The organism is Paenibacillus harenae (assembly GCF_030812415.1).
Lineage (GTDB): Bacteria > Bacillota > Bacilli > Paenibacillales > Paenibacillaceae > Pristimantibacillus > Pristimantibacillus harenae_A.
In genome coordinates, this window is record NZ_JAUSST010000005.1 from 591730 (window position 1) to 611760 (window position 20031).

Sequence of the window (20031 nt, forward strand, 5' to 3'; positions counted from 1 at the left end):
TTAAGTTGAGACTTACCATTCTTATATTTCATGCGGACAGCGCCCCTTCTCCCTAGCGGAGAGGGGGTGTTTTCCATTTAGAGGCATCCGTTGCGGCGGTGTCTACAAACTGTTACAATTTAAGGCAAAGAGACGTAATTCGAAAGGGGAACATTATGCTCGGATTAGTTAAAAAAATATTCGGTGATGCCAATGAGCGCGAAGTAAAGCGGCTCATGCGAACGGTAGATGAAATAAATGCAATGGAATCGAAATTCACGGCGCTGAGCGATGATCAACTCCGTGCGAAGACGGATGAATTCAAAGCGCGTATCGCGAAGGGCGAGGAGCTTGAGGACCTGCTGCCTGAAGTATTCGCGACAGTAAGGGAAGCATCGAAGCGCGTGCTTGGCATGCGTCATTTCGACGTTCAGTTGCTAGGCGGCATGGTGCTTCACGAGGGCAAAATCTCGGAGATGAAGACAGGCGAAGGCAAGACGCTCGTCGGCACGCTTCCGGTTTATTTGAATGCGCTGCTTGGCAGGGGCGTTCATGTCGTTACGGTCAATAACTACTTGGCACAGCGCGATAGCGAGCTAATGGGCAAGCTCTACAACTTCTTAGGCATGACGGTTGGTTGCAACTTGCACGGCTTATCGCATGACGAGAAGCAGGCGGCATACGCTTGCGATATTACGTACGGTACGAATAATGAATTCGGCTTCGACTATTTGCGCGATAACATGGTTCTATATAAGGAACAGATGGTTCAGCGCCCGCTCTACTTTGCGATTATTGACGAAGTGGATTCCATCTTGGTCGACGAGGCGCGTACGCCTCTGATCATTTCCGGACAAGCTGCGAAGTCAACGGAGCTCTATTACGCGGCAGACCGCTTCGTAAGCCGTCTGAAGCCAGAGGAAGACTTCACGATTGACGTAAAACTTCGCAACGTGACGCTGACGGAGTCCGGCGTAGAGAAAGCCGAGCGTGCGTTCAGCATCGAGAACTTGTTCGATCATGACAACGTGACTATCAATCATCACGTTCAGCAAGCTCTGAAAGCGAACTTTATTATGAAGCGAGACGTTGACTACGTTGTCCAAGAAGACGAAGTCGTTATCGTCGATGAGTTTACCGGCCGTCTGATGTCAGGACGCCGTTACAGCGACGGCTTGCACCAAGCGATCGAAGCGAAGGAACAATTGAAGGTGCAGAACGAGAGCATGACGCTGGCGACGATTACGTTCCAGAACTACTTCCGTATGTACCGCAAGCTGGCTGGCATGACCGGTACGGCGAAGACGGAGGAAGAAGAGTTCAAGCGTATTTACGGCTTGGACGTTATTCAAATTCCTACGAACCGTACAATGGTTAGACAAGATCTTCCGGACGTCGTCTACAAAACCGAGAACGGCAAGTTCAAGGCTGTCGTCGAGCAGATCGTGGAGCGTCATGCGAAGAACCAGCCGGTTCTCGTCGGTACGATCTCGATAGAGAACTCCGAGAAGCTGTCGGAGATGCTGAAGCGCAGAGGTGTAGCGCATAAGGTGCTCAATGCGAAGTTCCATGCGGAAGAAGCGGAAATTATATCCCGCGCGGGTCAAGCGGGTTCGGTTACGATCGCAACGAACATGGCCGGTCGCGGTACGGATATTTTGCTGGGCGATACGGTTAACGATCTGGGAGGTCTGCACATTATCGGTACGGAGCGGCATGAGAGCCGCCGGATCGACAATCAGCTTCGCGGTCGCGCAGGACGCCAAGGCGACCCGGGTTCCTCGCAATTCTACCTGTCTCTGCAGGATGAGCTCATGCGCCGCTTCGGCTCGGAGAACATTATGGGGATGATGGATCGTCTTGGTCTGGACGAGGATCAGCCGATCGAGAGCCGCATGATTACGAAGGCGGTTGAATCGGCCCAGAAGCGCGTAGAGGGCAACAACTTCGATACGCGGAAAGTCGTCTTGCAGTATGACGATGTCATGAACCAGCAGCGTGAAGTGATCTACAAGCAGCGTCGCGATATTCTTGGCTCGGACAACATCCGCCAAGAGGTAATGGCTATGATTAAGCCGGTCATCGATCGGATCGTTGAAGCTCATTGCTCGGAAGATATCCCGGAAGAGTGGGATCTGGAAGCAATCGTCGATTACGTGCATGCAACGTTTCTGGAGGAAGGCTCGATTACTCGCGATCAGCTCTGGGGCAAGGAGAAGGAAGAAATTATCGACTTCATCTATGGGAAGGTCGTTGCGCACTACGACCAACGCGAAGAAGAGCTTGGCCAAGAGACGATGCGCGAATTCGAGAAAGTTGTCGTGCTTCGCGCGGTAGACAGCAAGTGGATGGATCATATCGATGCGATGGATCAGCTTCGCCAAGGTATCCATCTCCGCGCTTACGGCGGCACGGATCCGCTTCGCGAATACCAATTCGAAGGCTTCGAAATGTTCAAGGAAATGATCGAGAACATTCAAGAGGAAGTATCGAAATACATTATGAAGGCTCGCGTCGAGAGCAATCTGGAGCGCCAAGAGGTCGTGAAAGGGCAAACGACGAGCACGAGCGGCGGCGGCGAGGCTGCCGAGAAGCGTCCGGCGAAGCGCGAGGAGCGCGTTGGCCGCAATGACGCATGTCCATGCGGCAGCGGCAAAAAGTATAAGCAGTGCCACGGCAAGTAATCGATCGTACGCCAACACACGATATTCGCGTCATGCGAATATCGTGTTCTATTGGCAATAACAATCATTTTGAGGTGAAGCATACGCTATGATAGACATAACGGTAAAGCAAGACCTGCGTGAAATGGCGAAGCGACTCCAAGAGCTCAGGGGGTCTCTTTGACTTAGACATTAAGCAAGAGATGATCGCGAACTTCGAAGAGAAAATGTCGTCGCCGGACTTCTGGGATGACAACGAACGGGCGCAAGGTGTTATATCCGAGCTCAATGCCGTGAAATCGGTTGTCGAGCAGTACGAACGCATGAACGCCGATCAAGAGGATCTGCAGATGATGCTGGAGCTTGCGGAGGAAGAAAACGACGATTCGCTGATCGCCGAGCTTGTTAGCGGCGTACAGTCGCTCAACAATACGCTCAGCGATTTCGAGCTGCAACTGCTGCTCAACCAGCCCTATGACCGGTTGAATGCGATCGTCGAGCTGCATCCGGGCGCAGGCGGTACCGAGTCGCAGGACTGGGGAATGATGCTGTACCGGATGTATACGCGCTGGGCGGAGAAGCGGGGTTTTAAGGTAGAGCTGCTCGATTATTTGCCTGGCGATGAAGCGGGCATCAAGAGCGTGACGATTCTCGTCAAAGGCCATAATGCTTACGGTTATATGAAAGCGGAGAAGGGCGTGCACCGACTCGTGCGGATCTCGCCGTTCGATTCGGCCGGCAGACGGCATACCTCGTTCGCTTCCTGCGACGTCATGCCGGAGATCGACGACGATATCGAGATCGATATTCGGTCCGAGGATCTGAAGGTCGATACGTACCGCGCCAGCGGCGCGGGCGGTCAGCACGTTAACAAGACGGAATCGGCGATTCGGATTACGCATGTTCCGTCGGGAATCATCGTGGCTTGCCAGCAGGAGCGTTCGCAGATTGCGAACCGCGACCGGGCGATGAAGATGCTGCGTTCCAAGCTCTACGAGCGTAAGATCGAGGAGCAAATGAAGCATCTGGCCGAGATTCGCGGCGAGCAATCCGAAATTGCTTGGGGCAGCCAGATTCGCTCTTACGTCTTCCACCCGTACAGCATGGTCAAGGATCATCGGACGGGCGTGGAGACGGGCAATGTCGGAGCGGTAATGGACGGCGACCTGGACGCATTCATCGATGGATACTTGCGCAATCAGATTCGCCACGAGAGCTAAGGGGAGTTATCTCCAACTGGGCGAGGCAAGCGAGTTCCCAGTTGCATAGGATAGGAGAAGAGTTCCAACACTGATAAGGTGTGGAACTCTTCTTTTTGCAGCTTGCAACGTACATAGATGAAATTTATTTAAGAACCGTACGCGCCGTTTACTGGATAAAGGAGATGACATCATGGCGGATAGTAGGGTTAGACGGAGAAAAAGCAGAGTACAGGTTAGTCCGCGGACGCAGCTGGCCTGGCAGATTGCACAACTGCTGATCGGTTCGGCGATCGTAGCGGTAAGCTTCAACATGTTCATGGTGCCGAACGGCATTGCCTCCGGAGGGGTATCCGGTTTATCGATCCTTGTGCAGAGGCTGGCGGATATTACGCCGGCGATCACGCAGTGGGCGATTAATATCCCATTGTTTTTTGCCGGGTTATGGCTGCTTGGCAGGAAGTTCGCCTTGAAGACCGCGCTTGGCTCGGTGCTGCTCCCGCTGTTCGTTCTGTTCACGGACGGCATTCATACGCCGACGCATAATCCGCTTCTGGCGGCCATCTACGGCGGTATCGGCGTAGGGCTTGGCCTGGGGCTTGTATTCCGGGGGGGAGGCTCGACGGGCGGCGTCGACCTGGCCGCTCAAATTTTGCACAAGTACACGGGGTTGCCGCTTAGCCTTGCGGTTGTATGCTTCGACGGCTGCGTAATTGCCGCGGCGGGTTTTATTATTTCGCCGGAGATTGCGCTCTACGCGCTCATAGGCTTGTTCGTCACGAGCAAGACAATCGATTTTGTCCAGACGGGCCTTCAGCTGTCGAAGGTGGCTTTCATCATTAGCGAGCAGTCGGAGCAAGTCGCGGACGCTATTTTACATGATCTGGACCGCGGGCTTACGCGGCTCGACGGCCATGGCGGCTATACCGGTGCCGGACGTACGGTACTCATGGTTGTTGTATCGCAGAACGAAGTGCCGAAGCTGAAGCAGCTCGTACGGGCTATTGATCCAAGCGCCTTCGTCATCCTTAGCAATACGGCAGAGGTGCTAGGTCAGGGCTTTAAGCTCGATGCCTAAAAAAAGTCGCAAAAACAAATCGCAAGCGGGTGCTGCGGCTGCCGCCAAATGTTCGTTGTATTTTTATTAATCAAAATGTATAATAATACGAAACGCTGTATGTATTTTCATCAACTGTGGAATGATGTACAATTAAAAGTTGTGGAAGAGATCACGCTTCCGTTCATAAATAGGAGAAAGAATACGGAATCAACAATAGATCGAGCGGCTGCGCAAGTGCCTTGGCAAGCGTTATGGACGAGGAAACGGCCGGTTATGGGGAGAGGTAAATATGGGGAAAAAGTTGAAAATAGCTATTGTAGGCTCGACCGGCTACGGTGGCGTTGAATTGATTCGGTTGCTGGCTTCTCATCCGCTCGCGGAGGTGACATCGGTCACCTCGTCCTCCAGCGCTGGAACGCCGATTTCGCAGGGCTTCCCGCATTTGACGGGCATCCGCGAAGAGCTGCTGGACGATGTGACGCCTGAGACGATCAAAGCGAAAGCGGATGTCGTGTTTTTGGCGACGCCGGCTGGCGTAGCTTCGAAGCTCGCTCCGCAACTGCTGGAGGCCGGGCTTAAAGTGATTGACTTGTCTGGCGACTATCGTTTGAAATCGCCTGGGCTGTACGAAGAGTGGTACAAGAAGCCGGCGGCAGACGAGCGTTACTTGGAGCAAGCCGTATTCGGCCTTGCTGAAGTATATGGAGACAATGTACGCGATGCGGCATTCATATCGAATCCGGGCTGTTATCCGACTGCGACGCTGCTTGGGCTTGTTCCGGCCGTTAAGGAGGGCTGGATCGATCCGTCAACGATTATTATCGATGCGAAGTCCGGCGTATCCGGCGCAGGCCGCGGTGTTTCGCTCGGCAATCATTATTCCGAAATCAATGAAAACCTCAAAGCTTACAAGCTTAACAAGCATCAGCATGTTCCGGAAATCGAGATGGTGCTGTCGGACGCGGCGGGCAAGCCTGTCGTGACGACGTTCTCCACGCATCTTGTGCCGATGACTCGCGGTATTATGTCGACGATGTACGCGACGGTGCTGGGCGATAGAAGCGCTCAAGACTTCATCGAGCTCTACCGCAGCTATTATGAAGGACGCCGTTTCGTGCGCATCCGTCCGGAGGGCGAGCTTCCTTCGACGAAGGAAGTATGGGGATCGAACTATTGCGATATCGGCTTCGCGGTCGATAAGCGCACAGGGCGGATTACGATCGTATCGGTTATTGATAACTTGGTCAAGGGCGCAGCCGGTCAAGCGATCCAAAACCTGAATTTGATGATGGGCTGGGACGAGACGCTCGGCTTGCAATTCGTTCCTGCATATCCTTAAGCTTATATTTTGCATGTCAAAATACTACTTATATTCATATATTCGATCAGATGAAGGAGAACGATCTTACTATGGGACAGGAGAATCATTCGCTGTTCTCGGTCGTCGCGGACGGCTCGATAACGACGCCAATGGGCTTTACGGCCGGCGGATTGCATTGCGGATTGAAAAAATCGACGCGCCACGATCTTGGCGCGATCGTCTGCGAGGTGCCCGCAGCGGCGGCCGGCGTATACACGACGAACGTATTCCAGGCGGCGCCGCTTCAAGTGACGCGCGAGAGCATCGGCTCGGGCGGCAAGCTGCGCGCCATGCTCGTTAATAGCGGCAACGCGAACGCGTGCACGGGCAAGCAAGGCGAGGCGGACGCATATGAAATGCGCGCCAGGTTCGCGGAGGCAATCGGCGTTTCGGCCGATCATGTAGCGGTAGCATCTACCGGCGTAATAGGCGAACTTCTTAAGATGGACAAAGTAAGGAACGGTATCGATGATCTGCCGGGACGGCTCGCAGGAGATCGGACTGGAGCGGATCACTTCTGCCAGGCGATCTTGACGACCGACCTCGTGCAGAAGATGGTCTGCGTGGAGCTTGAGATCGACGGCAGGCGCGTAAGCGTTGCGGGAGCGGCGAAGGGCTCGGGCATGATTCATCCGAACATGGCGACGATGCTTGGTTTCGTGACGACGGATGCGGCGATCGGCAGCGAGGCGCTGCAGCAGCTGCTGCGCCAGACGACGGACCTTACATTCAATATGATTACGGTGGATGGCGATACAAGCACGAACGATATGCTCGTAGCGATGGCAAGCGGCCTCGCAGGCAACAACGAGCTGACACCGAAGCACGCGAGCTGGGAAGCTTACGCTGCGGCTGTTCGCTATGTATGCGAAGCGCTCGCCAAAGCGATTGCCCGCGACGGCGAAGGCGCGACGAAGCTTGTCGAGGTGCAAGTACGCGGCGCGGTGAGCGACGAAGCGGCGCAGGCCATAGCGAAGACGGTCATTGGTTCGTCGCTCGTGAAGTCGGCGGTATTCGGCGCCGATGCGAACTGGGGCCGGATTATTGCGGCCGTAGGACGCGCGGGCCAGCCGGTTAATCCGGGAACGGTCGATATTCGGCTAGGCGACATTATTACGCTCGAGCAGTCGCGTCCCGTCGCGTTCGACGAAGCGGCAGCCTTGGAATATTTGAAGGGCGACACGGTCGTTATCCTCGTCGATCTACATATGGCAAGCGGGCAAGCAACGGCTTGGGGCTGCGATCTGACCTATGATTATGTCCGCATTAACGCGGCATATCGGACATAGGCGAGTCTAACGTTGGAGGGCATAATACATTGATGGAGCAACGGTTTGTAATGAAATGCGGAGGCAGCACGCTAGCTGCGCTTCCTGACGGTTTTTTCGATGAGCTGCGCGAGCTGCAGCAATCGGGCGTACGTCCGGTTATCGTGCATGGCGGCGGCCCTGCTATATCCGAGACGCTCGCCAAGCTAGGCATCGAGTCCGAATTCGTAAACGGCTTGCGCAAAACGAGCGACGATGTACTCGATGTCGTCGAGATGGTGCTTGCAGGCCGCATTAATAAAGAGATCGTCCGCAAGATCCAGACAAGAGGCGCGCAGGCGCTTGGCTTGTCCGGCGTAGACGGCAAGCTGATTCAAGCGAAGCCCGTGGCGAATGCGCATGAGATCGGCTTCGTGGGCGATGTGACGGACGTGAACGCGGCGGTCATCGAAGGCGTTATGGGGATGGGCTACATCCCTGTCATCGCCCCGGTTGGCATAGATGCGGCCGGGCAGCGCTACAACATTAACGCGGATACGGCAGCAGGAGCGGTCGCTTCCCATCTGGGCGTAGAACGTATGATCGTCGTAACGGACGTGCCGGGCATATTGAAGACGGTGGACGGCGAGAAGCAGGTGCTTCCTACGGTTACGGTGGAAGAGATCGAAGCGATGATCGCGAGCGGTGAAATATACGGCGGCATGATTCCGAAGGTACGTGCGGCCATTCAGTGCATTCAAGGACGCGTGCGCGAAGTCGTCATCGTCAGCGGCGAGCAGCCGGGCGTATTGACGAAGGCAGTCCGCGAAGGCGGCGTAGGTACGCGTATTGTGCAAACAAGCGAAGGGCGGGTGTAATGACGATGAGCGAGACGAAGACGGCGGTTGACGCCGGTCAATCGCTTTTGCCTACTTATGCAAGGTACCCGATTGCGTTGGTGAAGGGTGAAGGCAGCTGGCTATGGGACGATCAAGGCAATCGTTATTTAGACTTTATGAGCGGTATTGCCGTCACGAATCTGGGCCATGCGCCTAAGCGGGTCAAGGAAGCGCTTGTGAAGCAACTCGACGAGCTGTGGCATGTGTCCAATCTGTTCCGCATCCCGAACCAGGAAGAAGCGGCGAAGCTGATTACGGACAATAGCTGCGGCGATGCCGTGTTTTTCGGCAACTCGGGCGCGGAGGCGAACGAGGCGGCCATTAAGCTGGCGCGTCGGTACCAGCAGCTCGTGCAGAAGAACGGACGTTATGAAATCATTACGTTCGAGCAGTCGTTCCACGGTCGGACGCTTGCGACGCTGACGGCTACGGGCCAAGCGAAAGTGAAGGAAGGTTTCGCGCCGTTGCCGGAGGGCTTCGTCACGATACCGCTTAATGATCTTGCCGCGCTGGAGGCAACGATTTCCGATAAGACGGCGGCGATAATGCTGGAAATGGTGCAGGCCGAAGGCGGCATTTATCCGGTAGACATGGATTATATCCAAGCGGCGAAGGCACTATGCGAGAAGCATGGCATTTTGCTTATTGTCGATGAGATTCAGACCGGCATCGGACGTACGGGCAAGCTGTTCGCCTATGAGCATTTTGGCATCGAACCGGATATTTTCACATTGGCCAAAGGTCTCGGGAGCGGCTTCCCGGTCGGCGCGATGGTCGCGAAGGAGAAGCTGCGTGAAGGGTTTACGGCAGGCAGCCATGGCTCGACGTTCGGCGGTACACCGATTGCGACGGCCGTCGTGAAGGCGACGCTTGAGACGATCGTAGACGACAGTCTACCGGCACGAGCCGCCGAGCAAGGCGAATATTTGATGACGCAGCTGCGCGAGAAGCTGCAGGGCAATGCTTTCGTACGCGATGTACGCGGACTCGGTCTGCTCGTCGGCATCGAATGCGCGGAGCCGATCGCATCGATTCTGGTGGAAGCGCAGCAGAAGGGCTTGCTCGTCATCTCCGCAGGACCGAACGTCATTCGCTTGCTGCCGAATCTGCTCGTTACGACAGAAGAGATCGACAGCGCCGTAGCTATTTTGGCGGAGTTGCTTGAATCGAAACGTCCGAACTAATTGAATAGATAAGCATCATGAACACTGCGGGACGATGACTTACGCTGAGCTTCAGAGTGAGGCAGCATCGTTTACGCTTGAAGGAGGGCAAACGCATGCAAGGAACGGTTAACGAGGAGTTGGCGTTAAGCCTGAAAGGGCGCGACTTCCTTATGCTGGTCGACTACACGCCGGAGGAAATCCGGTATTTGATCGACCTCGCGATCGATTTGAAGAAGAAGCAGAAGGCGGGCGAAACCCATCAACTGTTGAAAAATAAAACGCTGGGCATGATTTTCGAAAAATCATCGACGCGCACGCGCGTTTCGTTCGAAGTAGGCATCTACCAATTAGGCGGCCAAGGGCTGTTCCTAAGCGGCACCGACCTGCAAATCGGGCGCGGCGAGCCGATCTGGGATACGGCGCAAGTGCTGTCGCGTTATCTCGACGGCATCATGATCCGTACGTTCGAGCATCGCAAAGTGGTCGAGCTTGCGCGCGGAGCAACGGTTCCGGTCATTAACGGGCTGACGGATCTGTCGCATCCATGCCAAGCGCTTGCCGACTATCAGACGGTGCTTGAGCATAAGGGCCACCTGGAAGGACTGAAAGTCGCTTACGTCGGCGACGGCAACAACGTTGTGCATTCGTTGCTGATGGGCGCGGCCAAGCTCGGCATGCATATGTCGGTTGCTACGCCTGAGGGGTATGAGCCGGACGCGGACATCATCGAGCAAACGATGAACACAGCTTCCGAGACGGGCTCGATCATCCAGATCGGACGCGATCCGAAGGAAGCTATCGCGGGTGCCGACATCGTCTACACGGACGTATGGGCGAGTATGGGGCAAGAAGCCGAGCAGAAGGAGCGCGAGCTTGCTTTTGCCGCTTTCCAGGTTAACGAGGCGCTGACCAAATATGCGAAGAAGGATTACCTGTTCATGCATTGCTTGCCTGCGCACCGAGGCGAAGAAGTGAGCGAAGGCGTTATCGACGGCGCGAATTCGGTTATTTTCGACCAAGCGGAGAACCGTTTGCACGCTCAGAAAGCAATTATGGCGGCGATTATGTCTTAGTCGATCGTGTATCGATTTATTTTCATAGAAATTTCAATCGAAGGGGAGTAAATATTCGTTATGGCAAAAGAAAAAATCGTGCTTGCCTACTCCGGCGGCCTGGACACATCGGTTATTCTCAAATGGTTGAAAGAAACGTACGACGCGGAAATCATCGCATTCACGGCTGACATCGGCCAGAAGGACGAGCTGGACGGCCTCGAGGCGAAAGCACTCGCAACGGGCGCATCGAAAGTATACATCGACGACTTGCGCGACGAGTTCGCAAAAGACTTTATTTACCCGATGTTCCAAGCGGGAACGATGTACGAAGGCCAATACTTGCTCGGCACGTCGATCGCCCGCCCGCTTATCGCGAAGCGCATGGTTGACATCGCACGCGCTGAAGGCGCTACGGCGATTGCGCACGGCGCAACCGGCAAAGGAAACGACCAAGTCCGCTTCGAGCTGACGGCCGCGGCGCTTGCGCCCGAGATCGGCGTGATCGCGCCTTGGCGTCTGGAAGCGTTCCGCGAGCAATTCCCTGGACGCGCCGAGATGATCGCTTACGCGGAGAAGCACGGCATTCCGGTAACGGCATCGGCTGCCAAGCCGTATTCGACAGACCGCAACCTGCTTCATATCAGCTTCGAGAGCGGCATGCTTGAAGATCCTTGGTTCGACCCAAGCTCGGAAGAGAACGAAAGCATGTACGTGCTGAGCGTATCCCCGGAGAGAGCGCCGGACAAAGCGGAATATGTCGAGCTTACTTTCGAGCAAGGCAACTGTACGGCTATCGATGGCGAAGAGCTTAGCCCGCTTGAAGTGATGGAGAAGCTGAACGAGCTTGGCGGCAAGCACGGCATCGGCCGCGTCGATATGGTAGAAAACCGCTTCGTCGGCATGAAGAGCCGCGGCGTGTACGAAACCCCGGGCGGCACGATCCTGTTCACTGCCCATCGCAAAATGGAATCGCTCACGATGGACCGCGAAGTGATGCATCTTCGCGATTCGCTTATCGCTAAATACAGCCAGCTCGTATACAACGGCTTCTGGTTCGCGCCTGAGCGACTTGCTCTGCAAGCGCTAGTCGAGGAATCGCAGAAGAACGTGAGCGGCGTCGTTCGTCTGAAGCTGTACAAAGGCAATGTGATCGGCGCCGGCGTGAAGAGCCCGGTCAGCTTGTACAATCCGGACATCGCGACGATGGAAGCCGACCCGTCCCAAGCCTACGACCAAGGCGATGCAACGGGCTTCATCCGCCTGAACGCGCTTCGTCTGAAAGTATCTTCGGCAGTCAAAAACAAATAAATCCGGAAGTAGACGTCAAGCATGAGGCAGAGGACTCGTCGCAGCAGCAGCAGCGGCGCTAAGGTCTGGTGCGTCATGCTTGACGTCCGTTCGTCCGGCGGGGAGTGAATGAACGAGTGAGCAAACTATGGGGCGGTCGGTTTACGAAGAAAACAGACCAATTGGTAGAAGAATATACGGCTTCGATTATGTTCGACAAGGAGCTTGCCGAAGAAGATATCCAAGGCAGCCTGGCTCATGTAACGATGCTTGGCAAGCAAGGCATCTTGCCTGCCGATGACGTTGAGAAGATCAAAGACGGCTTGCACCGGGTCCTTCAGCGCATTAAACGCGACGATATCGAATTCTCGATCGGCGACGAAGACATTCATATGAATATCGAGAAGACGCTGATCGACGATGTAGGCTCGGTAGGCGGCAAGCTGCACACCGGACGCAGCCGGAACGACCAGGTCGCAACGGACATGCACCTATGGCTTCGCAAGCGCGTCGTCGAGTTCGTTGACATGCTGCATAAGCTGCAATCAGCGCTCGTCGAGCAAGCGAAGGCGAACATCGATACGATCGTGCCGGGCTATACGCATTTGCAGCGGGCGCAGCCGATCTTGTTCGCTCATCATCTGATGGCGTACGTGTCCATGTTCGGACGCGACATCGAGCGACTGCAAGACAGCTACAAACGGATCAATGTGCTTCCGCTTGGAGCAGGAGCTTTGGCGGGAACGACGTTCCCGATCGACCGTCATTTCGTGGCGAGCCAATTGAAGTTCGATCGCGTCTATGAGAACAGCCTTGATGCCGTAAGCGACCGCGACTTCATTTTGGAGTTTCTGTCGGACGCCTCGATCATCATGATGCATTTGTCGCGCCTTAGCGAAGAGTTGATCATGTGGTCGAGTACGGAGTTCCATTTTGTCGAGCTCGATGACGCGTTCTGCACGGGCAGCAGCATTATGCCGCAGAAGAAAAACCCGGATGTGCCTGAGCTTGTGCGCGGCAAGACGGGCCGCGTGTACGGCAATCTCGTCGGCTTGCTGACGGTATTGAAGTCGCTTCCTCTGGCGTACAACAAGGATATGCAGGAAGACAAAGAAGGCATGTTCGATACGGTGAAGACGCTGCAAGGCGCGCTTCAATTGTTCGCGCCGATGATCGCGACGATGAAGGTGAACAAGGATCGGATGCGCCAAGCGGTCAATCAGGACTTCTCGAATGCCACCGACATTGCCGACTTCCTCGTTGGCAAAGGGCTGCCATTCCGCCAAGCTCATGAGGTAATCGGCAAGACGGTATTGTATTGCATCGAGCAAAACAAATTTCTGCTCGACCTTACGCTTGACGAATTCAAGCAGTTCTCGCAACTGTTCGACGACCGCATCTACGCGGTGCTTCAACCGGAACAAGTCGTTAACGCGCGCAACGTATACGGCGGCACGGCCAAGACGCAAGTCCAAGACGCAATCGGCCGCGCCGATGCCGCGCTTGCGGAGACGGCTGCATGGGTAACGGAATATATAGAGCGCAGCCGCTAGAGTATCTAGGCCATAGGTCTATAGGAAGAAAGGCGTCCATCAGGGCGCCTTTTTTGTTGCGCTCATAGGGTTGTTCAATAAAGAAGCATCTAAAATCCTTTTTTTCTAAACGAAACGATTTGTAAATCCGATAATAGTATTAGTTTTATTATTTTATTTACTATACATCTGGCGAAAGAGGGTATTAGAATGAAGAAAGCACTAAGTTTATGGCTGAGCATCGCATTAATCGTGATTATGCTCCCGGTGGCAAGCGTGCAAGCCGCCAAATATTTGCCGTACGATATGGTCGGCGATTTTAGCGAAGGGCTGGCTTGGTATGTAAGTTACGACGAGGAATCGGACGTGGAGCGGTTCGGTTTCCTCAATACGTCGGGCAAAGTCGTTATCGCAGCAAAATATGATTGGGTAGGCGGCTTCCATGACGGATTGGCGGCATTCGAGCTGAATGGAAAGATGGGTATGATCGATAAAACGGGAAAAGAGATCATTAAACCGGTCTACGACGTAATCGACGAGCAGTTTATGGATGGTCTGCTTGCTGTGGCACAAGGCGAGAAGTGGGGCTACATCAACAAAGAAGGAAAATTCGTAATCGAAGCGACTTATGATGGCGCTACCCGTTTCGGGAATGGAATCGCCTTGGTAGTCGTGAATGACGGGTACAGCATCATCGATACGACCGGCAAGCAAGCTTTCGAAGCGGATTACGATGAGGTTTTCGAATTCACCGAGGGCTACTCGGTCGTTGCTTCCGGCGAGAAATGGGGCTTTATCGATACAACGGGCAAGGAGCTTGTAGCTCCGAAATATGCCGAAGCTTATTCGTTCCAAGAAGGACTTGCTCCTGTACGGACCGGGAATCTTTGGGGCTTTATCGACCAAACGGGCAACGAAGTCATTAAGCCTCAATATGAAGACGTATACGAGTTTAGCGAAGGGCTGGCAGCCGTAATGAAGAACGGTCTGTGGGGCTTTATCGATAAGAGCGGCAAGGAAGTCATCAAGCCGAAATATGCGGAAGTATTGTCCGAGTTCAAAGAAGGCCTTGTTCTTGTAAGCAAGTACGATAAGGAAGAAACTCCTATGCAAGGTTATATTGATGCAACAGGCAAAGAAGTGACGAAGTTTGATTACGACTTTGACGGCGGATCGTTTAACGGCGGTTATGCTGCAGTATCCGATGGCGGATTTGGTACGTACTATATTATGAAAAACCCGCTGCTTGCGCCGGTATCCGCGAAGCCTACCGCTTCCAAGGTCATGGTGAACGGCAAGGCGGTATCGTTCGAAGCGTACAACATCGGCGGCAGCAACTACTTTAAGCTGCGCGACCTTGCCCTTGCGGTGAACGGCACGGACAAAAACTTCGAGGTCGGCTTCGACAAAGCGAAAAACGCAGTAAACCTGCTGGCGAACAAAGCCTATACGCCAGTCGGCGGCGAGCTTGTCGCTTCCGGGGGCCAAACGGGCAAGTCGGCTGCGCCGTCCGTTTCCAAAATCTATGTGGACGGTGTCCAAGCCCCTCTTAAAGCGTATAACATCGGCGGCAACAACTACTTCAAACTAAGAGACATCGCAAAAGCGTTCAATATCGGAATTACGTTCGACGCATCGACGAGCACAATCGGCATCGATACAAGTCTTTCATACACCGAATAGCCGATAACCAAATAAGACGAACAAAGTCCCTCGCAGAACTTCTGCGGGGGACTTTGCTGTAGCTGGAGATGCCAGAGTCCCTGCTTGCCGCCAAATAAAGAAAAAACCTTTCACTATAACTCTTGAATTACTCTGTTCTCGCGGTGATAGCGAAAAAAAATTACGTTATTTCTGTCATAACGATATCAATCGCAGCCCATATAGCTACAACGAACAGAAATAGCGAAAAAACGTTTCCCTATTTCATTCCAACTAGCCGACATCAACGAAATAACTCGAAAAAGTTACGTTATCCCAACGGGTTGTTGCTTTAACGGGTGACGATACCTATCGCGCGCCATGCCTTAGATTCCGTCCTCCACGACCGAGTCGTTCGGTGTCGGCGTTGGCGCAGGGGAGCTCTCGCCTTCCTGCGGTCCGCGCTCGATGATTGTCGGCTGCGCGCGATACGTGTCATGCGTGATCCGCTCTCGGGACTTCTCCTTGCCATCTTTGTAGAGGATGAGGAACGTGTCAACGACATACCCTTGCTTGCCGCTGTCCACGACGACCTGCTTGCCGGTCGGCAGCGAGGCGTTTACGGTCTCGACTATTTTAGGCGAAAGCGTATTTAAGGTGACGGATTCGACGTCGTAACGAAGGCTCTCGTCCATTGTGCCGAACAGCTTGATCGTCAGCTTGCGGTCCTTCACCTCCGTACGGATGACGAGATGCTTGCCGGTCGTATTTTTGAAGCGGAAGTTGATGGATCCTCCGGAATAAGTCGCGTCTTGCCCGAGCGGCAGATAAGCGACGGGAATCGAGTGATTGCGCCGTTCTACGATTTCAAGCCCTGCACGCAACACTGCGTTGTACAGTGTGCTAGACACTTGGCAGATGCCTCCGCCGATGCCGGGCACCAGCTTGCCGTTCAGGATGACGGGGGCTTCGCGGTACGTGTGCTCTTTCTCCGTTGCCGTAATGAGCTTATCGTAATCGAACACGTCTCCCGGAGCGAGATGCGTGTCGTTCAACATTTCCGCGGTAATCGTTACATTATGGGCGCGGCCTTCCGCGCTCGTCTTGAAATCGGTCGTGAATTCCACGATTTTACGCTCGATGCCCTCCTCCTTCAGCGCGGCAAGCGTTATCCTCGGATGAATCGCCGTAACGGGAAGCTCATCGGTAAACGTACGTTCAACCGGCTTTCCTAGCTCCTGTTCGCCGATCCATACCCATTCATCGACCTTAGCGGATAACGGTTCCAGCTGGATTCGATAGCCATCGACATGCGGCACATAACGCACTTCGTCCTCATCGGTGATCGTCCGAGCGGCATCCTTCGGCTCGTTGTTTTCTACCCAGCCCCATTGCTTGCGGACGGCCGCATCGAATGTATCCCGTTCCCAGCTCTGCGACAGCGAATACGACTTCGGAAAGCGATAGCGGTATTCGGCCCGATCCCATACGCGCCCTTCGCGCAGCTTATGCAGAGCTTCCTTCACGCCCTTGAACTCCGCCTTGTATCCCAACTCGCCAACCGACCATTGCTTGCTGTCGCCTGCCGCCGTATTCGCCTTTATCGTAATGGCGCGATTCAGAAGCGATCGCTCGTATTCGTCCAACAAGCCAATCGCCTCGTCGATAGGCATGCCGCCAATCGGAATACCGCCTACGACAACCTCTTCCGGCACGGTATCCTGCGTGGCGTAGTTCCACACAAATCCCCAACCTACACCTGCCGCCGCAATCAAAATAACGAACGTTATTGCCAATCCGAGGTACAGTCGCTTCAAAATGAACAACACCCTTTCCTGATATGAAAAATCATTCCGTCTATCAACTATATGCGTCGGGCCCTTCGTTCTTGTCTGTAGCAGGCTTGTTGCCACAATGGGCGCGGCTTTAACGGCTTTCGACAAACGGCCGCATTATTAGAATTGTGAAAATATGAGGAAACAAAGCCCTTTTTGAAGGATTTAGTGGCACCCTGTCGAATTACATAAAGCTGACTATTAACAGGATGTGATGAATGTGATTGAAATGCAGGACATATGGAAGACGTATGCGGATGGCACTCATGCGCTTCGCGGCGTTTCCGTTCGAATAGATCGTAATGAATTTGTATACCTCGTAGGACCTTCCGGCGCAGGCAAATCGACCTTCATGAAGTTGATCTATCGCGAGGAAGTGCCGTCCAAAGGCCAAATATCGGTGAACGGTTTCAATATCGGCAAGCTTAAGCCTCGCAAGATTCCATACGTGAGACGCAACATCGGCGTTATTTTCCAAGATTTCAGACTGCTTCCCAAACTTACCGTATTCGAAAATGTCGCCTTCGCCATGGAAGCGATCGAAGCGCCTCGCAGAGTCATCAAGCGGCGGACGATGGAGGTGCTGGAGCTTGTAGGGCTTAAGCACAAGCATGCTTCCTTGCCGGCACAGCTCTCCGGCGGCGAGCAGCAGCGGGTCGCCATCGCACGCGCGATCGTGAACAATCCGTCGGTAATTGTCGCGGACGAGCCGACAGGCAACCTGGATCCGGAGACGTCGCTAGGCATTATGAACCTGCTTGAAGAGATTAACTTCCGCGGATCGACGATCGTCATGGCTACGCATAACAAGGACATCGTCAACTCCATGCGTAAGCGCGTCATTGCAATCGAGAACGGCAACATCGTTCGCGACGAGGCGAGAGGAGAGTACGGCTATGAAGCTTAGCACGATTCTCCGCCATATGCGCGAAGGCGCGAAGAACATCATCCGCAACGGCTGGATGTCGTTCGCCTCGATGAGCTCGATGTTCATCTCGCTATTTATTTTAGGCGTGTTCCTGCTGCTTGCATTGAACGTGAATGCGATGGCGGACCAGATAGAAAGCCAAGTTCAGATCCGGGTTTATCTGCAGTTGAATGTCGATCAGGCCAAAGTGACGGAGCTGCAGAACAAGATCGGCAATATCACGGAAGTGAGCAATGTACGGTTCGTATCGAAGGCCGAAGGGCTTGAAATATTGCGCGAAAGCTTAGGCAAGGAGAATGAAGACTTAATCGAGGGCTATGAGAACGAGAAGAACCCTCTGCCAGACTCCTTTACCGTGGAGGTTTACGACCCTCTAACGATTGAAACCGCGGTCGCACAGATCGAAGCGGTCAATAAGGCGGACGAAGCGCTGCCGATTGCGAAGGTCAAGTACGGCCAAGGTACGGTCGAGAAGCTGTTCACGATTACGAACGTCGTACGCAACGTCGGCTTCGTTGTCGTTATCGGTCTTGGCATCACCGCGATGTTCCTCATCTCGAACACGATCAAGATGACGATTATCGCCCGACGTCGCGAGATCGGAATAATGAAGCTCGTCGGAGCGACGAACTCGTTTATCCGTTGGCCTTTCTTTATAGAAGGCGCGTTAATCGGCATTATCAGCTCGGTGCTAACGACGGTTGTCATTTTGGTCGCTTATTCGCAATTTGTGGATTTCACGGAGACCGATCTTGCGCTCATGATGATAAAGCTCGTCACGTTTAAGGAAGCGGCCGGAATGACCGCTCTGCTGTTGATCGGACTAGGGACATTGTTGGGCATTTGGGGCAGCACCATTTCGGTACGAAAGTATTTGAAAGTGTAGGTGATAATGGCAATGAGGAGAATAGCTGGTGTTATTGTAGTAACGTTGTTGGCCGTATTTATGTTGCACCCGCTGAGCGGAGAAGCGGCTTCGCTTAGCCAGATCAAGAGGCAGATCGAGGAAGCGAAGAAAGAGATGCGCGACGCCGAGAAGCGTGCGGCCGAAGCGCAGCAGCAGGCGGCCAACGCGAATTCCCAGAAGAACGACATTGAAGAAAAGAAGACCGCAACCCAAGCCTCGATTCAGAATTTACTTGCGGAGATCGACAATGTAACGGTTAACAAAATGAAGACGCAGGAAGCAGTCGATGCGAAGGAAGAGGAATTGCTGCAGACGGGCGTTGAACTAGAGCAAGCGGAAGAGCGCGTCGTCGAGCGCGACGAGCTGCTGCAATCCCGTATGCGTCTCTTGTATACGAACGGCTTCGTCTCCTATATGGATGTATTGCTAAGCGCAACGAGCTTCACCGATTTCATCGACCGGTTCGATGCGTTGCAGTCGATCCTAAGCCAGGATCGCGATATGCTCGAGGAGCAGAAGCAAGAGAAAGAACTAGTTGTGAAGAAGAAAGCCGAGGCGGAGAAGCAATTCGCCGAGGTGAAGGAAATGTACGCCAAGCTGGAGAAATACGAGAATCATCTCATCGCCAAGGAGCATGAGAAGGAACAAATGATCGCAAGCTATAATAGCGATCTTCAATCGCTTGACTCCGAGCTGGAGGAGCTTGAGGAAATTGGCGAAGAGGCAGAGCAGCAATTGATGCAGCTCGCTTCAGAGGTATCCAAGCTGAACTCCGAGGCGAACCGGATATCCAATCCGTATAGCGGCGGCAAGCTGGGGATGCCGGTCAAGGACAACTACCGAGTCAGCTCGAACTTCGGCACGCGAGTGCATCCGATCACCGGCAAGAAGCATACGCATTCAGGCATCGACTTTGCCGCGCCGCAGGGCACGGACATTTACGCAGCCGAAGACGGCGTGGTTATTATCTCGCAAACCTGGAGCAGCTACGGCGAATGTATCGTTATCGACCACGGTAACGGCCTGTGGACGCTGTACGGACATATCCGCAAGGGCGGCCGTATGGTCAGCAAAGGCGATACAGTCGAGCGCGGCGACAAGATCGCCGAAGTCGGCAGCACAGGCAACTCGACTGGACCGCATTTGCACTTCGAGGTTCGCAAAAACGAGGTTGCCGTCAATCCCGGCGGTTACTTGAAATAGGCTATATGCGATAACTTATACAAATTCAACCAAGAGGCAGCCGACATATGGCTGCCCTTATTTCTTCTTA

The 20031-nt window shown here is 53.9% G+C and carries 15 protein-coding genes; 14 read left to right on the plus strand and 1 reads right to left on the minus strand.

The features are described 5' to 3' along the window. Positions 1 to 155 precede the first annotated feature (155 nt). From secA to J2T14_RS20815, 11 genes are all read left to right on the plus strand, one after another. Positions 156 to 2663, plus strand: a complete 2508-nt coding sequence (gene secA, locus J2T14_RS20765) for a preprotein translocase subunit SecA (RefSeq protein WP_307473773.1) — start codon at positions 156 to 158, stop codon at positions 2661 to 2663. Positions 2664 to 2751: 88 nt separating this feature from the next. Continuing rightward, a protein-coding gene (prfB, locus tag J2T14_RS20770) for a peptide chain release factor 2 (RefSeq protein WP_307473775.1) occupies positions 2752 to 3862 on the plus strand; the annotation gives its coding sequence in 2 pieces (ribosomal slippage) (positions 2752 to 2823 and positions 2825 to 3862; 1110 coding nt in all). A 172-nt stretch (positions 3863 to 4034) separates the two neighbouring features. Then, positions 4035 to 4919 carry a YitT family protein gene (locus J2T14_RS20775; RefSeq protein WP_307473777.1) on the plus strand — a complete coding sequence of 295 codons (885 nt, stop codon included), beginning with the start codon at positions 4035 to 4037 and terminating at the stop codon, positions 4917 to 4919. Between the two features lie 271 nt (positions 4920 to 5190). Next, positions 5191 to 6240 (plus strand): N-acetyl-gamma-glutamyl-phosphate reductase, encoded by a 1050-nt coding sequence (gene argC / locus J2T14_RS20780; protein ID WP_307473779.1) that lies wholly within the window; start codon positions 5191 to 5193, stop codon positions 6238 to 6240. 71 nt (positions 6241 to 6311) lie between these two features. After that, positions 6312 to 7550, plus strand: a complete 1239-nt coding sequence (gene argJ / locus J2T14_RS20785; RefSeq protein WP_307473781.1) for a bifunctional ornithine acetyltransferase/N-acetylglutamate synthase — start codon at positions 6312 to 6314, stop codon at positions 7548 to 7550. Between the two features lie 32 nt (positions 7551 to 7582). Next, positions 7583 to 8386 carry an acetylglutamate kinase gene (gene argB, locus J2T14_RS20790; protein ID WP_307473782.1) on the plus strand — a complete coding sequence of 268 codons (804 nt, stop codon included), beginning with the start codon at positions 7583 to 7585 and terminating at the stop codon, positions 8384 to 8386. Positions 8387 to 8391: 5 nt separating this feature from the next. Then, entirely contained in the window at positions 8392 to 9591 is a 1200-nt protein-coding gene (locus J2T14_RS20795) for an acetylornithine transaminase (protein WP_307473785.1), read from the plus strand. 95 nt (positions 9592 to 9686) lie between these two features. Then, a complete protein-coding gene (gene argF / locus J2T14_RS20800; RefSeq protein WP_307208644.1) occupies positions 9687 to 10646 on the plus strand; it encodes an ornithine carbamoyltransferase in 960 nt (319 codons plus the stop codon). Between the two features lie 60 nt (positions 10647 to 10706). Further along, the gene (locus J2T14_RS20805) at positions 10707 to 11936 is read left to right on the plus strand and encodes an argininosuccinate synthase (RefSeq protein WP_307473787.1); all 1230 of its coding nucleotides are present in this window, start codon (positions 10707 to 10709) and stop codon (positions 11934 to 11936) included. A gap of 116 nt (positions 11937 to 12052) precedes the next feature. Beyond that, positions 12053 to 13468 carry an argininosuccinate lyase gene (gene argH, locus J2T14_RS20810; protein ID WP_307473789.1) on the plus strand — a complete coding sequence of 472 codons (1416 nt, stop codon included), beginning with the start codon at positions 12053 to 12055 and terminating at the stop codon, positions 13466 to 13468. Positions 13469 to 13657: 189 nt separating this feature from the next. Continuing rightward, positions 13658 to 15130 (plus strand): WG repeat-containing protein, encoded by a 1473-nt coding sequence (locus J2T14_RS20815; RefSeq protein WP_307473791.1) that lies wholly within the window; start codon positions 13658 to 13660, stop codon positions 15128 to 15130. Positions 15131 to 15474: 344 nt separating this feature from the next. Here J2T14_RS20815 and J2T14_RS20820 read toward each other — a convergent pair whose 3' ends face one another. Then, the gene (locus J2T14_RS20820; RefSeq protein WP_307473793.1) at positions 15475 to 16905 is read right to left on the minus strand and encodes a VanW family protein; all 1431 of its coding nucleotides are present in this window, start codon (positions 16903 to 16905) and stop codon (positions 15475 to 15477) included. Between the two features lie 238 nt (positions 16906 to 17143). Between J2T14_RS20820 and ftsE the strand changes: the two genes are divergently transcribed. From ftsE to J2T14_RS20835, 3 genes are read left to right on the plus strand one after another with little or no spacing between them, the layout of a single operon-like run. After that, positions 17144 to 17830, plus strand: coding sequence for a cell division ATP-binding protein FtsE (gene ftsE / locus J2T14_RS20825; protein WP_307208650.1), 687 nt, complete (start codon positions 17144 to 17146; stop codon positions 17828 to 17830). Next, positions 17820 to 18737 (plus strand): permease-like cell division protein FtsX, encoded by a 918-nt coding sequence (ftsX, locus tag J2T14_RS20830; protein ID WP_307208651.1) that lies wholly within the window; start codon positions 17820 to 17822, stop codon positions 18735 to 18737. Before ftsE ends, ftsX begins: the two co-directional genes overlap by 11 nt. Before the next feature lie 12 nt (positions 18738 to 18749). Next, positions 18750 to 19961 (plus strand): murein hydrolase activator EnvC family protein, encoded by a 1212-nt coding sequence (locus J2T14_RS20835; protein WP_307473796.1) that lies wholly within the window; start codon positions 18750 to 18752, stop codon positions 19959 to 19961. The last annotated feature ends 70 nt before the right edge of the window (positions 19962 to 20031 follow it).

Bases quoted from the DNA above. Each gene is read 5' to 3' on its own strand.
- secA (WP_307473773.1), top strand. From the start codon at position 156: ATGCTCGGATTAGTTAAAAAAATATTCGGTGATGCCAATGAGCGCGAA.
- J2T14_RS20775 (WP_307473777.1), top strand. From the start codon at position 4,035: ATGGCGGATAGTAGGGTTAGACGGAGAAAAAGCAGAGTACAGGTTAGT.
- argC (WP_307473779.1), top strand. From the start codon at position 5,191: ATGGGGAAAAAGTTGAAAATAGCTATTGTAGGCTCGACCGGCTACGGT.
- argJ (WP_307473781.1), top strand. From the start codon at position 6,312: ATGGGACAGGAGAATCATTCGCTGTTCTCGGTCGTCGCGGACGGCTCG.
- argB (WP_307473782.1), top strand. From the start codon at position 7,583: ATGGAGCAACGGTTTGTAATGAAATGCGGAGGCAGCACGCTAGCTGCG.
- J2T14_RS20795 (WP_307473785.1), top strand. From the start codon at position 8,392: ATGAGCGAGACGAAGACGGCGGTTGACGCCGGTCAATCGCTTTTGCCT.
- argF (WP_307208644.1), top strand. From the start codon at position 9,687: ATGCAAGGAACGGTTAACGAGGAGTTGGCGTTAAGCCTGAAAGGGCGC.
- J2T14_RS20805 (WP_307473787.1), top strand. From the start codon at position 10,707: ATGGCAAAAGAAAAAATCGTGCTTGCCTACTCCGGCGGCCTGGACACA.
- J2T14_RS20815 (WP_307473791.1), top strand. From the start codon at position 13,658: ATGAAGAAAGCACTAAGTTTATGGCTGAGCATCGCATTAATCGTGATT.
- ftsX (WP_307208651.1), top strand. From the start codon at position 17,820: ATGAAGCTTAGCACGATTCTCCGCCATATGCGCGAAGGCGCGAAGAAC.
- J2T14_RS20835 (WP_307473796.1), top strand. From the start codon at position 18,750: ATGAGGAGAATAGCTGGTGTTATTGTAGTAACGTTGTTGGCCGTATTT.